This window comes from Deinococcus koreensis (assembly GCF_002901445.1).
Taxonomy (GTDB): Bacteria; Deinococcota; Deinococci; order Deinococcales; family Deinococcaceae; genus Deinococcus; species Deinococcus koreensis.
The window spans coordinates 1,825,501-1,844,905 of record NZ_PPPD01000001.1; the positions used below are offsets into that span (position 1 = coordinate 1,825,501).

Consider the following 19,405-nt stretch of genomic DNA (forward strand, 5'->3'; position numbering starts at 1 on the left):
GCGTGCTCCCGTGGTCAGCCCCGGGTCAGGGCCAGCGCGGGCGGCCTGGAGGCGCAGAGACGTCCAACCCCCCGGCGGCTCAGCCCAGGTGTGCCAGCGGGCTGCGGCGCGCGGCGGCCACCGCCGAGGGCAGGGCGCCCAGCAGCGCCAGGGGCACCAGGGCGAGGGCCCGCGCGGCCAGCGGCCAGTCCAGCTGGGGCGCGGCCAGCGTGAAGCCCAGCCGCTCGCCCAGCAGCGCGCCGCCCACGGCGCTGACCCCCAGGGCCAGCACCAGCCCGAGGCCCACGCCCAGCGCCACGGTGATCAGCGTCTCGCCCAGCACCAGGCCAAAGACCGTGCCCCGCCCGGCGCCCAGCGCCCGCAGCAGGGCCACCGTCTGGCGCCGCTCCACCCCCGAGGCATGGACGCCCAGCAGCACGGTCAGGGCCGCGATCCCCAGCACCAGCAGCGAGAGCCCGGCGTAGGCGGCCTGCCCCTGCAGCAGCACGTCACGGGCCTGCGCGAAGACCTGCCCCGGAAAGACCGCCATCGCCCGGCCACTTGCCCGGATGCTCTGGGCCACCGTGTAGATGCCCGAGAGCTGCTCGGCGCTGTACAGGATGGCCGTCAGCTCGCGCCCGGCTGGATCTGTCTGGTCATGGGCCGCCCACACCGTCTCGATCGGGGTGAGCAGCGCCCGGTCGACCGGCCCCCCGGTGGGCGCCAGGATGCCCACCACCCGGTACTCGCCCTCGTGCTCGTCGTGCCCGGGTTCCTCGCCGCCGGGCGTGTCCTGCAGGCCGTGGGCGCCCCGGAAGGTCGAGCCCAGGGTCAGCCGGGCGTCCCGGGCCGCGCGGGCGCCGGCCACCACCTCCAGGGGCCGGCGGAAGAGCTGCCCGCGCGCCAGCCGGAAGTAGGGGGGGTCGGCGGGCTTTAAGCGCTGCTCGAAGAAGCCCGCGTCGGTGCCCACGATGGGCAGCCCCAGGTAGCGGTCTCCCAGGCCGATGGGCACGGCCCGGCGGGTGCCCGGGCGGGCGCGCAGCTCGGCGAGCAGCGAGGCCGGCAGGTTGCCGGTGGGCACGTCCAGGTAGAACAGGCTGGAGGTCAGGGCCTGGGTGGCGCTGCCGGGCGCCGCGATCAGCAGGTCGAAGACCTGGGCCGCGTCCTGGGCGCCGCGCTCGACCTGCCGGGTCACCAGCGGCACGGTCAGGGCCGTGGCCGTGGCCAGCGCCACCGCCAGCACGGTGATCATGAGCGCCCCCAGCCGCGAACGCAGGCTCCGCAGGGCCGTCCAGGCCGCGACCCTCATGGGCCGGCCCCGGGCGCGGCCTCCAGGGACAGCTGCGCCGGCAACTGACCGGCCACCAGGGGGTCGTGCGTCACCACGATCAGGGTGGAACCCAGCTCCCGGGCGACCTCGATCAGCAGGCTCAGGGCCTCCTGGGCGCGGGCCCGGTCGAGGTGGGCGGTGGGTTCGTCGACCAGCAGCAGGCCGGGCCGGTGCGCGACCGCCCGCGCCACCGCCACCCGCTGGCGCTCCCCGGTCGAGAGTTCCGTGGGACGGTGGCGCAGCCGGTGGCCCAGCCCCAGCGCCCTCAGCGTGCCCAGCGCCCGTGTGCGCGCGTCGCCCACGCCCGCCACCCGCAGCCCCAGCTCCACGTTCTCCAGCGCGCTCAGGCCGGGCAGCAGGTGAAAGTCCTGGAACACGTAGCCCACCCCGGTGCGGCGGTAGGCGTCCAGCACGCGCTGCGGCGCGCGGTCGAGTCGCAGCCCACCGACCTGCACCGCCCCGGCCTGTGGACGCAGCAGGCCCGCCAGCACGTGCAGCAGCGAGGTCTTGCCCGAACCGCTGGGGCCGGTCACGGCGAGCCGGGTGCCCGCCGGCACCTCCAGGTCGGGATAGTGCAGCGTCACTTCCTGGCCGCGCCGGATCTGCACTCCCCGCACGCTCAGGGCCTGGGCCGCTGGCGTGAATCCGGGCTCAGTGGACTTGTGCTCACCGGACTCGTGCTCAGTGGACTCGTGCTCAGTGGACTGGGGCGGGCTGGGCTGCAGGTGAGGTTGAGGCGGTGGAGCGCTCACGCCTGGGTGCTGACCTGCTCGGCATACAGGCGCACCAGACTGACGAAGCCGGTCTCGGCGTCGCGCCTCACCCCGGAGTCCAGGCGGCCGGTCACGCTCAGGCCCCGGACGGTGGGGTCGAGTTCGCGGCCCGGGGGCATGATCACCAGCACGATGTCGGCCGGCCAGTCGGCGGCGGTGGTGCAAAAGGGGCAGGTGCTCATGGGCTCGCGCGTCAGCACGAAGAAGTCCAGCTTCGGTTTCAGGGGCGGCGCCATGAAGCCCGACATCCTGACCTGCTGACCCTGCAGGGCGCGCAGCTTGTCGCTGAACTCGGCGCCGCGCACCGTGACCCGGCCGTACAGCTCGCTGAACTTCAGCGTGGTGGGAGCGGGCGCAGCGGCGGCGCGGCCCAGCAGACCCCACAGCGGCAGCAGCGCGGTTCCCTGGCCAAGCACGGTGAGCAGGCGGCGGCGGTTCATCCCCCGTACTTCACTCCCGCTGCGTCATGGGAGCGTCAGCACGGCCCCGGCGAACTCATAGAGCGCGGGCCGCCGGGGGTGAATGGTTCCCGGCGGCCCGCGCTCTGAGCACCTCGCTCAGCGGTTCTTGGTGGCGTCCACGCCCATGGCGCGGGCGATGCTGAAGAAGAGGTCGGTCTGATCCATGGGGCCGAAGAAGTTCTCGGCGCCGGCCCCGAAGGCGAAGAGTGGCAGGGGGTCGGCGGTGTGCACACCCTGGTTGGCGGTGGGCGGCAGGTTGCCGGTGCGCTGCACGGCGCCCTCCTCGCAGATCTTGGGGTTGGGCAGGAAGGCCGCCTCGGCGCCGGTCTTGCCGTTGCTGACCGTGGGGTCGAGGAACACCGGGCGGCCCAGGTAGGTCTCGCAGTAGTCCGGCACGGCCGCGAAGCCCACCGCGTAGGTGCGGGCCGTTTCGGGCAGCGGGAGGCCGTTGGCGTCGCGCTTGTCGCCGTAGGTCGGGAAGCCGGCCTGCTCGTAGACCCCCACCGCGCTGCGCACGCCCGGCCCCTTGCTGGTGTCGTAGCCGCCGTACACGCTGATGGAGTGGGCATGATCGGCGGTGACCAGCACCAGGGTGTCGGGGTTCTTCTTGGCGTAGTCCTTGGCCCACTCGACGGCCTTGTCGAGTTCCAGCACGTTCCACACGGCGCGCTGCCAGTCCAGCGGGTGCTCGTACTTGTCGACCATGCCGCTCTCGACCATCAGGAAAAAGCCGTCCGGATTCTTCTCCAGGGTCTCGACCGCCTTCTTCGTGCTGTCCCACAGGAAGGGCATGTCCTTGAAATCGCCGAGCATCTCGGGCCGCTGGTACTGCGCGCGGTCGAGGTACGAGGGGATGTTGTCGATGTTGAACAGGCCGAAGAGCTTGCCCGCACTGGCGGCGTTCAGCTCGGTGCGGGTGCTGACGAAGGTGTACCCGAGCTTCTGGCTCTCGGCGATCCAGTCGGTGGCGTCCTTGCGGCGGCTGCCCGGCGAGGTCGAGGGAATGAAGTCGCGGCTGCCGCCGATCAGGAGCACGTCGGGCTTGACCGCGCCCTGGAAATACTGGTTGGCGATGGACTCGTAGTCGCCCCGGCGGCGGGTGTGCGCCGCGAAGGCGGCCGGGGTCGCGTCGGTGCCGAAGGCGTCCGAGACGATGCCCACGCCCGCGCCGGTGGTGCGGCGCAGGATCTCGGTGATGGGCTCGATGCGCGGGTTGTCCAGGGTATCGGGCGTGTTGTCGGGGTAGACGTTCAGCGCGTTGACCAGGATCTTCTGGCCGGTGGCGATCGAGCTGGCGGTGTTGGCGCTGTCGGCCAGCGCGGAGTCGAACGACGAGGTGGTCACGGAGGCCATGGAGGACAGGTCGCTCATCATGGCGAGCTTGCCGGTGGGCATCCCGTTGGCCGGGTTGTAGGGGTGGGCGATGAGCTGCGCGGCGTTGACGGTGTTCCAGCCCAGGCCGTCCCCGATGAACAGGATGACCTTCTTCGCCCGGCCCGTGACCGGCGGCGTGGCGTACCAGCGCACGGTCTGCGCGGCGGCCCCGGCCGCGTCCTGCAGGCTGACCTTCAGCTCGTGGTAGCCGGTCGGCACGCTCATGCCGCGCAGCGTCCACTCCACCGAGGTCTCCTTGGTGGTCGTCCGCACCAGGCCCTCGACCGCCTTGCCGTCGAGGGTGACGGTGGCGTCCTTCAGGGCGCTGACGCCCTCGGCCTCGATCCGCAGGTCGAAGCGTTGGCCGGCCAGCACCTTGGTGCCGTCGTAGGGGTAGACCTTGAGGGTGGCGGCGGAGGCAGCTCCAGTGCACAGGAGCGCGGCGGTCAGCAGGATCTGGCGCATTTGCACCACTGAACGCCGGGAGCGTCAGACCGGTGTCAGGTTCGGTCGGGCGACCCCCTTGCGGGGCCACGCCGGCCGCTCCCAGGCCATGGTCGCCGGGGCCAGCCGGGCACCGGGAGCGCGGCCCCTCCAGCCCTGGCACGCCGGGAAGTCGCGCAGCTGACAGAGGGCTGAAGAGCGTGGGCCATCATGAGAGCCGTGAACAGACTGAGTCTGGCGGCCCTGACCCTGAGCCTGCTCCTGACGGCCTGCCCCCAGACGGTGACGCCGGATCGGCCGCTGGTGACCACGCTGGACTTCCGCGCCTTCGACGCCCAGCAGGGCACGCTGGGGCTGCGGCCGGGCAAGAGCCGGGTGCTCTCGCTGGACGCCGAGCCGGAGTACATCGCCGTGAGCCCCGACAGCCGGCGGGCAGACGTGACCCTGCAGGAGAGCAACGCCGTCGCCACCCTCGATCTGGCACTGGGCCGGGTCACGGCGATCCGCCCGCTGGGCCTCAAGGATCACCGGCTGGCCGGGAATACTCTGGATGCCAGCGACAGGGACGGCAAGATCAACCTGCAGACCTGGCCGGTGCAGGGAGCGTACATGCCCGACGCCATCGCGCACATCAGCGTGGGAGGGCGGAGCTACCTGCTCACGGCCAACGAGGGCGACAGCCGCGACTACGGCGCGGCCTTCAGCGACGAGGTGCGGGTGGGGGCGCTGACCCTCGACCCGGCCGCCTTCCCGGACGCCGCGGCGCTCAAGGCCGCCGCCGCGCTGGGCCGCCTGACGGTCAGCTCGGTGGACGCGGACACCGACGGCGACGGCGACGCCGACCGGCTGGTCGCCTTCGGGGCGCGCAGCCTGAGCGTCTGGGACGCCGACCTGGGGCGGGTGGCCGACACGGGTGACCTGATCGAGCGCAAGATGGCCGAGCTGACGCCCGCGACCTTCAACAGCGACGGCACGGCCAGCACCTTCGACACCCGCAGCGACAACAAGGGCCCGGAGCCCGAGGGCGTGGCCAGCGGCGTGGTGGGGGGCAAGACCCTGGCGTTCGTGGGGCTGGAGCGCACCGGCGGCATCGTCGTGCTGGACGTGAGTGCCCCGGCGAACCCGGTCTTCGTGGACTACGCCCACCAGATCACCCCCGCGGCCGCGCCGGAGAGCGGCCTGGCCGGCGACCTCGCGCCCGAGGGCCTGCTGTTCATCCCCGCCGCCGACAGCCCGAGCGGCAAGGCGCTGCTGGTTGCGAGTCACGAGGTCAGCGGCAGCGTGACGCTGTACGCGGTGGAGGACAGCGGCAAACTCACCCTGGCGGGCCGCTATCAGGCGTCGCCCTACGTCTACAACAAGGGCGTGGCCGAGATCAGCGCCTACGACAAGCTCAGCAGGCGCCTGTTCGTGGTCAACGGCAACACCGGTGGGCTGGACATCCTGAACATCGCCAACGTGGCCCAGCCGACGCTGCTGGCCTCGGTGAGCCTGGCCGCCTACGGCAAGGGCGCCAACTCGGTGGCCGTGAGCGGCGGCGTGGTGGCGCTGGCCGTCGAGGCCGCGGTCAAGACCGATCCCGGTCAGGTCGTCTTCCTGAACGCCGACGGCAGCCTGCGCGCCCCGCCCGTCACGGTGGGCGCCCAGCCCGACATGCTGACCTTCACGCCCGACGGCCGCTCGCTGCTGGTCGCCAACGAGGGTGAGCCCAGCGCCGACTACACGGTCGATCCGGCCGGCAGCGTCAGCATCATCAACGTGGCCCGGGCCCTGGCGGCGAAGTAGCCCAGTGAGGCAGGCCCAGTGAAGGAGGCCCAGCTCCCTGAAGCCCCGCCGCTGGAGAGAAGCGGCACGGGGTACGGGAAGGCCGGGCCTTCTGTGCGTGGAACCCCCAGGGGACAGCAGGTGAGCTGAAGGGTTCCAGAGCCCACTGGCCGTGGTCGGCGGCGCCCAGGTCAACCTGACCTTCCGCTGAATGACCGGATGTACAGTTGTCGGATGATCCTGCTGAGAAAGGCCTACCGCGGTCACTACATCGAGATCAGACCCGTCAGTCCGCAGGCTGCCGACAGAGCGCTGCCGGGCCGGGCGCTCATCTGGATCGACGGCGAGCCTCTGGACGGGGACTTCGCCTGCCCGCGGGCCACGCTGCTGCCAGCCCTGCTGAAGGTCGCGACGGATCGCATCGACGCGGGGTCGCTGCATCAGGCCTGATACCGGTTCCGATCGCCCTCCGTTGCGTGTGCGGAATCAATGCGACTGAAGGGGCTCGAGGAGCTGCGAAGCAGAGAAGGAAAGAGGACGGATTCCGCCGCAAGCGACTCGCAGAGCTCCGCAGGAGAGGAACACCCGGCGCTCTCCTGGGGGTTCCTGCATGGAGCGGCAGGCCGTATCAGTCCTCGTGGATGGCGACGTACACCTCGTCCCCCCGGATCCACCCGCGGTACATGCCCCCGGTGTTGTAGGGCAGCGTCACGTTCCCCGAGCGGTCGACCGCGCACAGGCCCGCCCCGCCCCCCAGCGCCGCGAGTTCGCCGTGGATCAGCCCCCCGGCCGCGTCCTCCAGCGACTGCCCCGCGTACAGCATGCGCGCGTGGATGTCGTGGCCGACCGCCAGGCGGATGAACAGCTCGCCCTTGCCGGTGCCCGACACCGCGCAGGTGCGGTCGTCCGCCCAGGTGCCCGCCCCGATGATGGGCGAGTCGCCCACCCGCCCGGCCGGTTTGGCGGTATAGCCGCCCGTCGAGGTCGCCGCCGCGAGATGCCCGTGCCCGTCGAGCGCCACCGCCCCGACCGTGCCGTGCTTCTCCTGCTCGGTGGCGCCCTGCGCCGTGCCCAGCCGCTCGCGCTCCAGCATCGTGTGCAGCGCGGCCACGCGGGCGGGGGTGGTGAAGTGCGCGTTGTCCACAGTGTCGAAGCCGTGTGACGCGGCCCAGGCGTCGGCGGCCGAACCGATCAGCAGCAGCGGGTCGCCGGCCTCGGCCAGCGCGCGGGCGACCCGCACCGGGTTGCGGATGCGCCGCGCCCCCGCCACGGCGCCCGCCCGGCCGCTCTCGCCGTCCATCAGGGAGGCGTCGAGTTCGTGCACACCGTCGCGGTTCAGCGCCGCGCCGTGGCCCGCGTTGAAGACCGGATCGTCCTCCATGATCTGCACGGCCTCGGCGACGGCGTCGGCGGCGGAGGCCCCGCTGATCAACAGGGCGTAGCCGGCCTGCAGGGCCCGGCGCAGGGCGCTGCGAGCGGCGTGGTTCACTTCAGGGGTGAGGTCGGCGCGCGGGATGGCGCCGCAGCCTCCGTGGATGGCGAGGACGGGACGGGTCATGGGGTCACCTCTGGGGAGCGTGAAGGGAGGGGCGAACGGCGCCCTGTAGGGTGGAGGCACCATGACAGATCAACGCATACCGGCCCTGGCGTCCGCCGTTTCCCTGGAGGGTCAGGTCGCCCTCGTGACCGGCGCGTCGTCCGGGATCGGGCAGGCGACGGCCGCCGTGCTGGCAGGGGCAGGGGCCCGGGTGGTGGTGGCAGACGTGAATGTGGATGGAGGAGAGGCCACCGCCCAGGCCCTGCGTGACCGGGGCGACGAGGCGATCTTCCTGGCCTGCGACGTGGCCGATGGGGCGCAGGTGCAGGCCATGATGGAGGAGGCCGTCGCCCGCTTCGGCGGCCTGGACATCCTGGTGAACAACGCGGGCATCTCCGGCGGGGCCAGCCTGCTGCACGAACTCGACCTCGAGACCTGGGATCAGGTCATGGCCGTGAATCTGCGCGGCCCCTTCCTGTGCGCGAAATACGCCCTGCCGCAGCTGATGGCGCGGGGCGGCGCCATCGTTAATGTCGCCTCGACCTATGGCCTCGTCGGCGCGCCGGGCGCCCCGGCCTACTGCGCCTCGAAGGGCGGCGTCGTGGCGCTGACCCGGCAGCTCGCCGTGGACTACGGCCCGCGCGGGGTGCGCGTGAACGCCGTGTGCCCCGGCTACGTCGACACCGACATGGGCGGGGGCCGCGCACGGCTCGGCCCCGAGGGCCAGGCCGCCGCAATCGCCCGCCGCGAGACCGCCGCCGCCCGCCAGCCGCTGGGCCGGCAGGCACATGTGGACGAGGTCGCCCGCGTGATCGTCTTCCTGGCCACGGGCGCGGCGTCCTTCATGACCGGCTCGATCGTCACGGTGGACGGCGGCTGCACCACGACCTTCAACCACGGCTGAGCTCAGCCCTGGTCGAGCGGGCGGATCAGGATCTCGTTGACGTTCACGCGCGGGGGCTGGGTGGTCGCGTACACCACGGCGGCGGCGATGTCCTCCGGCTCCAGCGGCGTCATCTGGGCAATCCGGCCCTCGTAACTCTCCTTCGTCGCCGAGTGCGTGATGTGCTCCGTGAGTTCGGTGGCGACCACGCCGGGCTCGATCACCGTCACGCGGATGCCGAGCAGGCGCACCTCCTGGCGCAGCCCCTCGCTGAAGCCGCCCACCGCCCACTTGCTGGCCGAGTAGCCCGCGCTGGTCGGGCCCGCGCCGCGCCCGGAGACCGAGGAGATGTTGACGATGTGCCCGCGGCCCTGCCCCCCCATGGCCTGCACCGCCGCCTGGGTGCAGTGCATCAGCGCCAGCACGTTCAGTTCCATCATGCGCTGCCAGTCGCCGGGGTCGGCGTCCGCGACCGGGCCGAGCAGCATCACGCCGGCGTTGTTCACGAGGATGTCCAGGCGGCCGAAGAGACCGATGGCCTGCATGACGGCATCCCGCGCCTGGGCCAGGTCGGCCAGGTCGGCGACCACCACGGCAGCCTGCCCGCCCTCGCGGCGGATCGACTCGGCCAGGGCCTCCAGGCGCTGCTGGCGGCGGGCGACCAGCACGACGGCGGCCCCCTCGGCGTCCAGGGCGCGGGCGGTGGCCTCGCCAATGCCGCTCGACGCCCCGGTGACGAGGGCGACCTGGCCGGACAGACGAAGCGGAGATGGAGTGGTCATGCGGGGGTCTCCTGGGGGGTGAGGCCGTACAGGGCGCTGTATTTGCCCGTGAGGTAGTCGAGGTAGGGCTGCGGGTCGAGGGGGCGGCCGGTCACGCGCACCAGCAGCTCGTCCGGCGTAAACGTCCGGCCGTGCCGGTAGATGTTATCGGTCAGCCACCCGCGCAGGGGGGCGTACTCGCCGCGCTCCAGCTGGGCCTCCAGCTCGGGGAGGGCCGCCCCCGCCGCCTCGTAGAACTGCGAGGCCATCACGTTGCCGATCGTGTAAGTGGGAAACGACCCGAACATCCCGGACGACCAGTGGATGTCCTGCAGCACGCCGCGCGCGTCGTCGGGCACGTCCAGGCCCAGGTCGGCCTTCAGGCGGGCGTTCCAGGCGGCCGGCAGATTGCGCACCTCCAGCTCGCCGCCGATCAGGGCGCGCTCCAGCTCCACCCGCAGCATGATGTGCAGGTCGTAGGTCAGCTCGTCGGCCTCCACGCGGATCAGGCTGGAGCGCACCTCGTTCACCGCGCGGTGGAAGGTCTCGGCGTCCACATCGGACAATTGCTCCGGGAAGGCGGCCTGCAGCTCGGCGAAGTGCCCTTCCCAGTACGCCCGCGAGCGCCCGATGCGGTTCTCCCACAGCCGCGACTGGCTCTCGTGCGTGCCGTAGCTCGCGCCGCCGACCGCGTACAGGCCGACCAGATCGCTGGCGAGCAGCGTGCGGGTCAGCGCGGGATCGACCCCCTGCTCGTACAGCGCGTGCCCGGTCTCGTGCAGGGTGCCGAACAAGGCGCCGCTGAGAAAGCCCTCCTGCACGCGGGTGGTGATCCGCACGTCGTTGCGCGTGAAGCTGATCTCAAAGGGGTGCGCGGACTCGTCGAGCCGCCCGCGGCTCAGGTCGTAGCCGAAGCGCTCGGCGGCGCGCAGCGAGACCGCCTTCTGGGCCGCCGCCGGGTAGCTGCGCCGCAGGAAGTCGGTTCGGGGCGCAGGCCGGGCCTGGATACGTTCCAGCAGGGCGACGTGGTGCTCCCGCAGGCGGGCGAACAGCGGCTGCAGCGTGCGGTTCGTCAGGCCCGGCTCGTAGAGGTTCAGCAGGGCGTCGTAGGGGTGCTCCTCGTAGCCCAGGGCGTCGGCGAGCTGGCGGCTGAGCGCGACCATGCGCGTGAGGGCGGGCGCGAAGGCGGCGAAGTCGCTGGCGGCCTTCGCGCCCACCCAGGCGTCCTGCGCCTCGCTCTTCAGGGTGGCGAGTTCGCGGGTCAGCGCCTCCGGTACGCGGCGCAGGGCCGAGATGGCGCTCAGGGCCTGCCGGGCGGCGGGCGCGTCGGGCGTATCCAGGGCCGCCTGAGCTGCCCGCTCGAAGGCCGGGTCGAGGGTGCGCTCGCGGGCCAGGGCGCTGACCGTCGCGCTCTGCTCCCCGCGCGTGACACTCCCGCCGGGCGGCATCTGCGTGCGGGCGTCCCAGGCGAGCAGGTTCAGCACGCACAGCAGGTCGTTGATCTCGGCCGAGCGCCGGGCGAAGTCGCTTTCAGTCATGAGGCTCCTGTCAAGAGAGGAAGAAGATCGGCCAGTACGGCCCCCACCACGCGCCGGGCCTCGGCGGCGGGCACGACCACCACGCCGTTGTCGTCGCCGACGATCAGGTCGCCGGGCTGCACGGGCACGCCGCCCAGGGCGACCGGGACGTTCACCTCGCCGTGCTCGCCGCGCCGCCCGGCCTGCGGGACAGTGCCGGTGCAGACGACCGGAAAGCCCAGCGCCCGCACGGCCGTTACGTCCCGGCAGGCGCCGTCGATGACAGCCGCGCGCACTCCACGCTCCAGGGCAGCGCGGGTGGTGCGCTCGCCCCAGAAGGCGAAGTGCCGCGTGCCGTGGGTGTCGATCACCAGCACGCTGCCGGGGGGCGCGAGGTCAATGGCCCGGTACACCCCGCCCAGGTCGGGCCCGAGCGTCCGGACGGTCACCGCCGGGCCCGCGAAGGTCGCCCCCGGCCACAGCGGGCGGAAGTCGGCTCCCAGTGCGCCCGCGTGCCCCAGGGCGTCGCTGAGGTCGCAGGTCAGGTCGCGGCCCGGCAGCAGGGGCGTCAGACGATGGGCGAGGGCCAGCACGTCCGGGCTATCCATCCGTCTGCCCGTTCCCCAGCGCCCACCACAGCCGCGTCCAGGCCTCCTGGCCCTCGTACAGCCGCCCGATGCGGAAGAACTCGTCGGGCGCGTGGATGTTCTCGTCGCCCACCGCGAAGGAGAACAGCACGGTGTCCAGCCCCAACACGCCCCCAAAGGTCTCCAGGATGGGAATGGAGCCGCCCATGCCGACCTCCACGGGCGGCGTGCCGTACAGCTCCCGCAGCACCTGACCCGCCGCCCGGCGCAGCGGGTGCCCGGCCGGCAGAGAATAGGGGCCGGCCGCGTGGTCGCCGGGGCGCAGCTCCAGGCGCACGCCGGGTGGGGTCTGATTCTGGAGATGCTCGGCCAGCCGCGCGGCGATGGTGTCCGGGTGCTGGCCCGGCACCAGGCGGCAGGTCAGTTTCACGTGGGCCTCGGCGGGCAGGACGGTCTTGCTGCCCTCTCCGCTGTAGCCACCCCACAGCCCGTTGACCTCGACGGTCGGGCGGTGCCACTGGCGTTCCAGGGTGGAGTACCCCGCCTCGCCGTAGACCCCGGGCGCGCCGGTCTGTTCCAGGTAGGCGGCGTCGGAGAAGGGGAGCCCGGCCAGTCCGGCCCGCTCGTCCGGAGACAACTCCTGTACGCCGTCGTAGAAGCCGGGGATCGCCACGCGCCCGCGCCCGTCGTGCAGGCTGGCGACCAGCGCGGCGGCCGCGTGAAGGGGGTTGTGCAGCGCGCCGCCGTGCCGCCCGGAGTGCAGGTCGCGCGCCGGGCCGTGCACGCTGAACTCCAGCGCCACCAGGCCGCGCCCGCTGACGGTCAGCGAGGGGAAGTCGGCGCTCCACATGCCCCCGTCGGCGCTGATCACGAAGTCGGCCCGCAGCTCGCCAGCCCGCGCCGCGACCAGCCCTGGCAGGTGGGCCGACCCGACCTCCTCCTCGCCCTCGAACAGGAACTTCAGGTTCAGGGGCAGCGTGCCCGTGGCCGAGAGCAGCGCGTCCACCGCCTGCACGGTGAGCAGCAGCGGCCCCTTGTCGTCGCTGACGCCCCGGCCGTACAGGCGCTCGCCGACCAGCGTGGGCGTGAAGGGCGGCGTGCTCCAGCGCTCCAGCGGTTCCGGGGGCTGCACGTCGTAGTGGCCGTACACCAGGGCGGTCGGGGCACCCGGAGCGCCCAGCCACTCGCCGTAGACGGCCGGGTGCCCGGCGGTGGGCCACAGACTCACGTTCTGAAGCCCCGCCCGTTCCAGCCGCGCCCGCAGCCAGTCGGCGGCGCGGGCCATGTCCGGCGCGTGGGCCGACTGCGCGCTGATGGACGGGATACCGGCGAACTCGATCAGCTCGGCGAGCGAGGCGTCCGCGCGGGTTTTTAACAGCGAGATCGCCGCTTCCAACCCGCTCGGCAGGGGCGCCGCGCCGGGCCGCGCTGCGGGCCAGCGCGTCGTTCCCGCCGTCACTTCCCGCCGTCCACGCTCAGCACCTGCCCGCTGATCCAGCCGGCCTGCGCGGAGGCGAAGAACAGCACGGCGTTCGCGATGTCGTCCGGGGTGCCCAGGCGCCTCAGGGCGATGCCCTGGATGAGCTTGCGCTGCCCCTCCTCGCCGTAGCTCTCCCACTGCCGCTCGGTGGTGGGGTTCGAGCGCACGAAGCCCGGCGCGACGTTGTTGACCGTGATGCCCCACTCGCCCAGCTCGTGCGCGAGCTGCCGCGTGAGGCCGATCTGCGCGGCCTTGGCGCTGGCATAGGCCTGGATGCCGGTCAGGCTGATCCCCAGCCCCGCGCCCGAGGAGATGTTGACGATGCGGCCCGAGCCCTGGCGCTTCATGTGCGGCGCCACCGCCTGGGCGAACAGGAACGCGCCGTCCACGTTGACCCGGAAGATCGCGTGCCAGTCGGCCTCGCTGATCTCCTCCAAGGGGCGGCCGACCTGTCCCAGCACCCCGCCGGCGTTGTTGACCAGGACGTCCAGGCGGCCGGTATGGGCCACCACCTCGGCCACGAAGGCCTGCACCGCGGCGCCGTCTCCCACGTCCAGGGTGCGGGTCTGGAGGCTCAGACCGTCGTGGGCGGCCAGCCGTGCGGTCTCGCCCAGCCCGGCCTCCGCCACGTCACAGGCCCAGACCGCCGCGCCGTTCCAGGCGAACGCGTGCGCGATGGCCCGCCCGAAGCCGTGCGCGGCCCCGGTGACGATCACGGTCTGCCCCTGGAAGTCGAGGTTCACGCGCCCACCCCCGGCACTCCGGATATGGCTGGCATCGCCGCGCGCAGGGCGCGCATGTTCGGGCCGTCGGTGCCCGCCGCGTCCAGGGTGCGGCGGCCGTTCTCGATGTCGTGGATCAGCTCGACCAGCAGGGCGTTCAGGGGGGTGGGGACGCCGTGCTGGTCGCCGAAATGAACCACCCAGCCGACCTGGGCGTCGACCTCGGTGCGGCGCTTTCTCACCGCGAGGTCGCGCCAGATGCCGCTGTGGGTCTTGGCGCTGCGGCGGTTGAAGGCCACCAAGTCGTCCAGGCTGGCGTGCGCCTGCGCGTCGCCCGCGCCGGGCAGGAAGGCCGCCGGGTCGAAGCCGTTGAAGGCCTCGGGCGTGACCCCGTGCGCCAGCGCGACCCGCATGACCTCGCGGCCCAGCTCCACGTACATGGCGCGGTTGTCGGGGCGGGCCAGCGCGTCGGCGATGGAGTCGTCAGTCACGGCCGTGGCGAACAGCAGCGAACCGTAGCCCAGCTTGCTCCACAGGTAGCCGAAGATGTTGGGCGTCAGGATCGCGGCGGGCTCAAAACGCTGCAGCAGGGCATGGATGGCGTGGGCGCGAGCCGTCAGGGCGCCGCCCTGCTCGCCCACCACCACCGCGCCCCGCCCGCCATAGGTCACCACGCCCGGTTCCAGGTAGTCGGCGCCGAAGTTCACGAACGCGCCCAGCACGCGCCCGGGGCCCAGGATCTCGTTCAGGATCAGCGGGTTCAGGCCGTTCTGCACCGAGACGACCGCGCCGTCCCCGGTGACGTGGGGCCGCAGCGCCTCGCCCGCTGCGCGGGTGTCCTGCGCCTTGGTGCACAGCAGCGCCAGCGGCCACTGCCCGGCGAGTTCCTCCGGGGTGCAGGCGGAGGCCCGCACGGTGGGGCCGCCGAAGGGCCCGGTGACCTGCAGGCCGCGCTCGCGGATGGCCTGGACGTGCGCTTGCGCCACGTCCACGAAGGTCACGTCCACCCCCGAGCGGATCAGCGCCGCGCCGATGGCCCCGCCGATGGCCCCGGCCCCCCAGATCAGCACCCGTTGCTGGGTGTCCTCGCCCTCGTCCAGGGGACGCCCATCCAGTTCCTGCTCCCGCTGGTCGGGACGACCGAAGGCGTCATCCGGAATCACTCGATCCACCCGCCGTCCAGCAGGGCGCGCGCTTCCTGTACCGCCACGTCCCAGATCGCCTGCATGTCCTCGTCCGGCCGCTGGAAGCGGCCCCCGTAGTTGCCCTCGCCCAGGTAGTTGCGCAGCGCGGTGGGCGAGAGCAGGCGCAGGCGATCCAGGTCGAGCGCGCCCTTCTCGGCGTCGGGCATGGCGACCCCCTCCAGGCGCGTCCAGGGAAAATTCTCCATCCACGACGCGTGGCTGGCGTTGGGGTCGGTGGCCTGCACCTTCTCCCAGACGCGCGGCGCGTTCCACCAGTTGTGGAACTTGACCTGTGTGCCGGGGTGGTCGGCCATCCACTCGGTGGCGAAGCCCTGCGCGGGCGAGTTGCCGCCGTGCCCGTTCACGATCAGGATGCGCCGGAAGCCCTGCTCATGCAGGCTGTCCAGCAGGTCGCGCACCAGAGCCAGGTAGGTCTGCACGCGCAGGGTCACGCTGCCCGGGTAGGCCCGGAAGTACGGCGTGATGCCGTAGGGCAACACGGGAAAGACCGGGATGCCCAGCGGTTCGGCGGCCTCATGTGCCAGCTTAGAGGGCAGGATGTTGTCCACTGCGAGGCTCAGGTAGGCGTGCTGCTCGGTAGAACCCAGCGGCAGGACGCAGCGGTCGTCGTGTTGCAGGTACGCTTCGACCTGCATCCAGTTCATCTGTTCAATCGGGGTCATGGGGCTCCTTGCGGCGGGCCTCCACGGCAGGGAGCACCAGCCCTTCCACATCGCGCGGGTCGATCATGTGGCGGTATTCGAAAGCGGGGGTACCGGGCACGAGGTCACGCACCATGTCCGAGCCGGTGGCGTACACGATCACGTCCGCGCCCTCTAGGGTGGCCTGCAGGCCCGGTGCCTGCAGGTGGGTCGCACTGAGCGCCGAGACGTGTGGAGCAAATCTCCGCACGCCCGCCAGGAAGGTGGGCAGGAAGTCCTCGAAGGTGGCGACCACTGCGACCCGGGCGAGCGGGCTCAGCCCGGCCAGCGCCGCGCGGGTCGCCGGCGAGGGGATAAACCCCACAGGGATGACGTCCACGCCGGGCAGCAGCGCCTGGGTCTCGGTCAGGCGGTGGGCCAGGGCCAGCACCACGTCGGCTGTGTGCGCCTGCTCCAGACCCGCGCCGCGCCGCAGTTCCCCCAGCGTGACCGTCTGCACCCGGTCGCCGGGGCGCAGCGCGAGCTGCAGGTCGGCGGCGTAGGAGCGCGTGGTGTCGGCGAAGAGGCCCACCAGCAGCACGCAGGCACCCTCCTGGGCGCGCTGCCCGGCGCGGGCCAGCAGCACCCCCGTCACCTCGCCGATCTGCCGCAGCGTGAAGCCCTCGCGCTGCGCCTGCCCGATGGTCTCCGAGAGCAGCGCGCGCAGCCGGGCCTGATCCGGGCCGCCCGGCACGCGCGGCGCGTCGGCCACGTAGGTGCCGCGCCCCCGCGCCGTGACGATCAGCCCCAGCCCCAGCAGTTCCTTATAGACCTGCGCCACGGTGACGTGCGCGACCCCCAGTTCCTGCGACAGCTCACGCACGCTGGGCAGCCGGGTGCCTCGGCTGATCTCCCCGCAGGCGATGCCGTATTCCAGCTGTCCGCGCAGCTGCGCGCCCACCGGCACGTCCAGCGTGCGGTCGATGCTCAGCGGCCGCACGAAGGCGGTGGGGGTGTCGGAGGAGGTCGAGGTCATGGGATCACCGTACCCTGAGGCCCCTGAGGGTCGTACAGGTGGCACGCCACCTCGCCGCCCTGCACCGGCAGCAGCGCCGGCCGCTCGACCGCGCAGCGACCAAAAGCCTGCGGGCAGCGCGTGCGGAAGGCGCAGCCGCTGGGCACGTTCAGCGGGCTGGGCAGCTCGCCCGAGATGGCGGGCTCGGCGGAGCGCGTGCCGGGCTCCAGCGTGGGCGCGGCGGCGAGCAGGCCCTGGGTGTAGGGGTGGCGGGGCGCGGTAAACAGGGTCGCCGTGTCCGCCACCTCGACCACCCGGCCCAGGTACATCACAGCCACCCGGTGCGAGAGGTGGCGCACCAGCCTCAGGTCGTGGGCCACGAACAGCACGGTCAGGTGCAATTCCTCCTGCAGCTCCAGCAGCAGGTTCACGACCTGCGCCTGCACCGAGACGTCCAGCGCCGAGACCAGCTCGTCGGCGATCAGGATCTCGGGCTCCAGCGCCAGCGCCCGCGCGATGCCGATGCGCTGGCGCTGCCCGCCACTGAACTCGTGCGGCAACCGCCCCGCCGCCTCGTGCGGCAGCCCGACCAGCGTCAGCAGTTCCCGAATGCGGGCCTCGATCTGCCCTGGGGGCCGCATGCGGTGCACGCCCAGCACCTCGCGCAGCACCTGCCCCACGGTCATGCGCGGGTTCAGGCTGGAGTAGGGATCCTGAAAGATCATCTGCACGGAGCGGTTGTAGGCGCGCAGCGCGGCCCCCTGCAGGGCCGTGACCTCCGCCCCGTCGTAGCGTACGCTGCCCGAGTCGGCGTCGTAGAGGCGCACCAGCGTGCGGGCCAGGGTGGATTTGCCGCAGCCGCTCTCGCCCACGATGCCCAGCGTCTCGCCCCGGCGCACGCTCAGGTGCACGTCGGTCAGGGCCTGCACGACCTTCCTGGGCTGGCCCCGGAGGCGCGCCAGGAGCGATTGACCCGCCGGGAAGGTCTTGGTCAGGCCACTGACCTCCAGCACGGTGTCTGCGGTGGTGCGGTCGGGCGTGCGGGTCTCAGTTCGGGCGCTCATGCCACGCTCCCGGGAGGCGGCAACAGGTCGGCGTGCACGCAGGCGCTGTCGCGGCCAGGGGCCACCGGCACCAGCGGGGGCTCGGCCCCCAGACAGGCGTCGTCCCCGTAGGCGCAGCGCGGATGGAAGGCGCAGCCCCCCGGCGTGACCCGCAGATCGGGCGGGCCGCCGGGGATCGGCACCAGGGGCACGCGCTGGGCGCCCACGCCGGGCAGGCTGCGGAGCAGGCCCAGCGAGTAGGCGTGCAGCGGCTGGCGAAAGAGCTCCGTCACCGGCGCGGTCTCCATCAGGCGGCCGCCGTACATCACCGCCACCCGGTCGCAGGTCTGCGCGACCACGCCCAGGTCGTGGGTCACCAGGATCACTGCCATGCCCAGCTCACTCCGCAGCTTCAGCAGCAGCCGCAGGATCTGATCCTGGATGGTGACGTCCAGCGCGGTGGTGGGCTCGTCGGCCAGCAGCACCCGGGGCTCGGAGGCCAGCGCGATGGCGATCATGGCGCGCTGGCGCATGCCGCCGGAGAACTGGTGCGGGTAGTCCGACAGCCGCGCGCGGGGGCTGGGAATGCCGGTCAGGTCGAGCAGTTCGGCCGCCCGCTCCTGCGCCGCGCGCCCACGCAGGCCCTTGTGCTCGCGCAGGTTCTCGGTGATCTGCTCGCCCACCGTGAGCACGGGGTTCAGGGCACTCATGGGTTCCTGGAAGATCAGGCTGATCTGGCCGCCGCGCACGCCGCGCAGCCCCTGGTCATTCAGAGTCAAAAGGTTCTGACCGCCGTAGTGCACCTCGCCGCTGGTCTGGATGGGCGGGCGATGCAGCCGCAGCAGGGCGCGCAGGGTCACGCTCTTGCCCGACCCGCTCTCGCCCACCACGCCCAGCATCTCGCCGGGCTGCAGGTCGAAGCTCACGCCGCGAACCGCGTGCAGGGTGCCCGATGGGGTCGGAATCCGCACGTTCAGGTCGCGCACGCTCAGCAGCGGCGTGCCTGTCGTCGCTGCGGCGCCGTGTTCCAGAAGCGCCGTCATGCGCGGGGCCTCAGGGCGTCGGCCAGCCCGTCGCCGATCAGCGAGAAGGTCACGCCGGCCAGCGTCAGGGCCAGGCCCGGGAAGGTCGAGATCCACCACGCGGTGGCCATGAAGTTCTTGCCGTCGGCGACCATCACGCCCCACTCCGGGGTCGGCGGCTGCGCGCCCAGGCCCAGGTAGCCCAGCGAGGCGCCCAGCAGGATGCCCAGGCTCATGTCGGTCATCAGGTACACGATGGCCGGCGTGACCGCGTTGGGCAGGATATGCCGCAGCAGGATGCGGCTGGGGCTGTAGCCCAGCACCCGGCCCGCCTGCGCGTACTCGGCCTTCTTCTGACTCATCACCTCGCCGCGCGTCAGGCGCCAGTAGCTGACCCAGCCCACCGCGCTCACCGCGATGTACATATTGGTCAGGCCCGGCCCCAGCACCGCCACAATGGCGATGACGAGTACCAGGAAGGGAAAGACCACCACGAGGTCGGCGATCCGCCCCACCACGGCGTCGGCCCAGCGGCCCCGGAAGCCGGTCAGGGCGCCCAGCAGCGTGCCGAACACGAAGGGGAAGAGGGTGGTGAACAGCGCGATCTGCAGGTCGATGCGCGTGCCGTAGATCACCCGGCTGAGCACGTCGCGGCCGAAGTTGTCGGTGCCGAAAGGGTGCCGGGCGGTGGGCCCTTGCAGGATCGCCTCGTAGTCGAAGTCGGTGGGGCTGTGCGGGGCCAGGGCGGCGGGAAAGAGCGCGGCGACGATCAGCACGGCCAGCAGTGTCAGGCCGATCAGCAGCGTCGGCTTGGGCCAGCGCCGGGCGCGGGCCGGGGCGGCGGGGACGGTCGTGACGGCGGTCATGCCGGGCTCCTGAAAGTGGTCA

At 72.4% G+C, this 19,405-nt stretch carries 19 protein-coding genes; 3 read left to right on the forward strand and 16 right to left on the reverse strand.

Going from position 1 to position 19,405, the window contains the following annotated elements:
• Positions 1–79: 79 nt before the first annotated feature.
• The 4 genes from CVO96_RS08685 to CVO96_RS08700 all read right to left on the reverse strand — a co-directional run bounded on the left by CVO96_RS08685 (position 80) and on the right by CVO96_RS08700 (position 4,382).
• The gene (locus CVO96_RS08685; protein ID WP_103311892.1) at positions 80–1,288 is read right to left on the reverse strand and encodes an ABC transporter permease; all 1,209 of its coding nucleotides are present in this window, start codon (positions 1,286–1,288) and stop codon (positions 80–82) included.
• Positions 1,285–2,061, reverse strand: coding sequence for an ABC transporter ATP-binding protein (locus CVO96_RS08690; protein WP_243398229.1), 777 nt, complete (start codon positions 2,059–2,061; stop codon positions 1,285–1,287). Before CVO96_RS08690 ends, CVO96_RS08685 begins: the two co-directional genes overlap by 4 nt.
• Complete coding sequence (locus CVO96_RS08695) at positions 2,058–2,522, reverse strand: hypothetical protein (RefSeq protein ID WP_103311894.1); 465 nt, start codon at positions 2,520–2,522, stop codon at positions 2,058–2,060. Before CVO96_RS08695 ends, CVO96_RS08690 begins: the two co-directional genes overlap by 4 nt.
• A gap of 117 nt (positions 2,523–2,639) precedes the next feature.
• Positions 2,640–4,382, reverse strand: a complete 1,743-nt coding sequence (locus CVO96_RS08700) for an alkaline phosphatase (protein ID WP_103311895.1) — start codon at positions 4,380–4,382, stop codon at positions 2,640–2,642.
• A gap of 198 nt (positions 4,383–4,580) precedes the next feature.
• Between CVO96_RS08700 and CVO96_RS08705 the strand changes: the two genes are divergently transcribed.
• Positions 4,581–6,146: a choice-of-anchor I family protein gene (locus tag CVO96_RS08705; RefSeq protein ID WP_243398230.1), complete on the forward strand. Its 1,566-nt coding sequence runs from the start codon at positions 4,581–4,583 to the stop codon at positions 6,144–6,146.
• 213 nt (positions 6,147–6,359) lie between these two features.
• Positions 6,360–6,575 carry a hypothetical protein gene (locus CVO96_RS08710; RefSeq protein WP_103311897.1) on the forward strand — a complete coding sequence of 72 codons (216 nt, stop codon included), beginning with the start codon at positions 6,360–6,362 and terminating at the stop codon, positions 6,573–6,575.
• A gap of 178 nt (positions 6,576–6,753) precedes the next feature.
• On the opposite strand, the gene CVO96_RS08715 is transcribed toward CVO96_RS08710, so the two are convergent.
• On the reverse strand, positions 6,754–7,683 hold the full coding sequence (locus CVO96_RS08715) for an isoaspartyl peptidase/L-asparaginase family protein (RefSeq protein WP_103311898.1): 930 nt from the start codon (positions 7,681–7,683) through the stop codon (positions 6,754–6,756).
• A gap of 61 nt (positions 7,684–7,744) precedes the next feature.
• Here CVO96_RS08715 and CVO96_RS08720 point away from each other — a divergent pair, with 61 nt between their 5' ends.
• Positions 7,745–8,566 (forward strand): SDR family NAD(P)-dependent oxidoreductase, encoded by an 822-nt coding sequence (locus CVO96_RS08720; RefSeq protein ID WP_103311899.1) that lies wholly within the window; start codon positions 7,745–7,747, stop codon positions 8,564–8,566.
• Between the two features lie 2 nt (positions 8,567–8,568).
• Here the strand turns inward: CVO96_RS08720 and CVO96_RS08725 are convergent, their stop codons facing one another.
• Genes CVO96_RS08725 through CVO96_RS08775 form a run of 11 tightly spaced genes read right to left on the reverse strand, consistent with a single transcriptional unit; the run spans position 8,569 to position 19,383 of the window.
• Entirely contained in the window at positions 8,569–9,327 is a 759-nt protein-coding gene (locus CVO96_RS08725; protein WP_103311900.1) for an SDR family NAD(P)-dependent oxidoreductase, read from the reverse strand.
• The gene (locus tag CVO96_RS08730; protein WP_103311901.1) at positions 9,324–10,844 is read right to left on the reverse strand and encodes a carboxypeptidase M32; all 1,521 of its coding nucleotides are present in this window, start codon (positions 10,842–10,844) and stop codon (positions 9,324–9,326) included. Before CVO96_RS08730 ends, CVO96_RS08725 begins: the two co-directional genes overlap by 4 nt.
• Positions 10,841–11,431, reverse strand: a complete 591-nt coding sequence (locus CVO96_RS08735; RefSeq protein WP_103311902.1) for an RraA family protein — start codon at positions 11,429–11,431, stop codon at positions 10,841–10,843. The genes CVO96_RS08730 and CVO96_RS08735 overlap by 4 nt, the downstream gene beginning before the upstream one ends.
• Entirely contained in the window at positions 11,424–12,869 is a 1,446-nt protein-coding gene (locus CVO96_RS08740; protein WP_243398233.1) for a dipeptidase, read from the reverse strand. Before CVO96_RS08740 ends, CVO96_RS08735 begins: the two co-directional genes overlap by 8 nt.
• Positions 12,866–13,633 (reverse strand): SDR family NAD(P)-dependent oxidoreductase, encoded by a 768-nt coding sequence (locus CVO96_RS08745; protein ID WP_103311904.1) that lies wholly within the window; start codon positions 13,631–13,633, stop codon positions 12,866–12,868. Before CVO96_RS08745 ends, CVO96_RS08740 begins: the two co-directional genes overlap by 4 nt.
• Positions 13,630–14,775 carry a ketopantoate reductase family protein gene (locus CVO96_RS08750; RefSeq protein WP_243398236.1) on the reverse strand — a complete coding sequence of 382 codons (1,146 nt, stop codon included), beginning with the start codon at positions 14,773–14,775 and terminating at the stop codon, positions 13,630–13,632. Before CVO96_RS08750 ends, CVO96_RS08745 begins: the two co-directional genes overlap by 4 nt.
• A complete protein-coding gene (locus CVO96_RS08755; protein ID WP_243398239.1) occupies positions 14,772–15,479 on the reverse strand; it encodes a creatininase family protein in 708 nt (235 codons plus the stop codon). The genes CVO96_RS08750 and CVO96_RS08755 overlap by 4 nt, the downstream gene beginning before the upstream one ends.
• Positions 15,466–16,473: a GntR family transcriptional regulator gene (locus tag CVO96_RS08760; RefSeq protein WP_243398242.1), complete on the reverse strand. Its 1,008-nt coding sequence runs from the start codon at positions 16,471–16,473 to the stop codon at positions 15,466–15,468. The genes CVO96_RS08755 and CVO96_RS08760 overlap by 14 nt, the downstream gene beginning before the upstream one ends.
• Positions 16,470–17,516, reverse strand: coding sequence for an ABC transporter ATP-binding protein (locus tag CVO96_RS08765; RefSeq protein WP_103311905.1), 1,047 nt, complete (start codon positions 17,514–17,516; stop codon positions 16,470–16,472). Before CVO96_RS08765 ends, CVO96_RS08760 begins: the two co-directional genes overlap by 4 nt.
• A complete protein-coding gene (locus tag CVO96_RS08770; protein WP_103311906.1) occupies positions 17,513–18,538 on the reverse strand; it encodes an ABC transporter ATP-binding protein in 1,026 nt (341 codons plus the stop codon). The genes CVO96_RS08765 and CVO96_RS08770 overlap by 4 nt, the downstream gene beginning before the upstream one ends.
• Complete coding sequence (locus CVO96_RS08775) at positions 18,535–19,383, reverse strand: ABC transporter permease (protein ID WP_103311907.1); 849 nt, start codon at positions 19,381–19,383, stop codon at positions 18,535–18,537. The genes CVO96_RS08770 and CVO96_RS08775 overlap by 4 nt, the downstream gene beginning before the upstream one ends.
• Between the last annotated feature and the right edge of the window lie 22 nt (positions 19,384–19,405).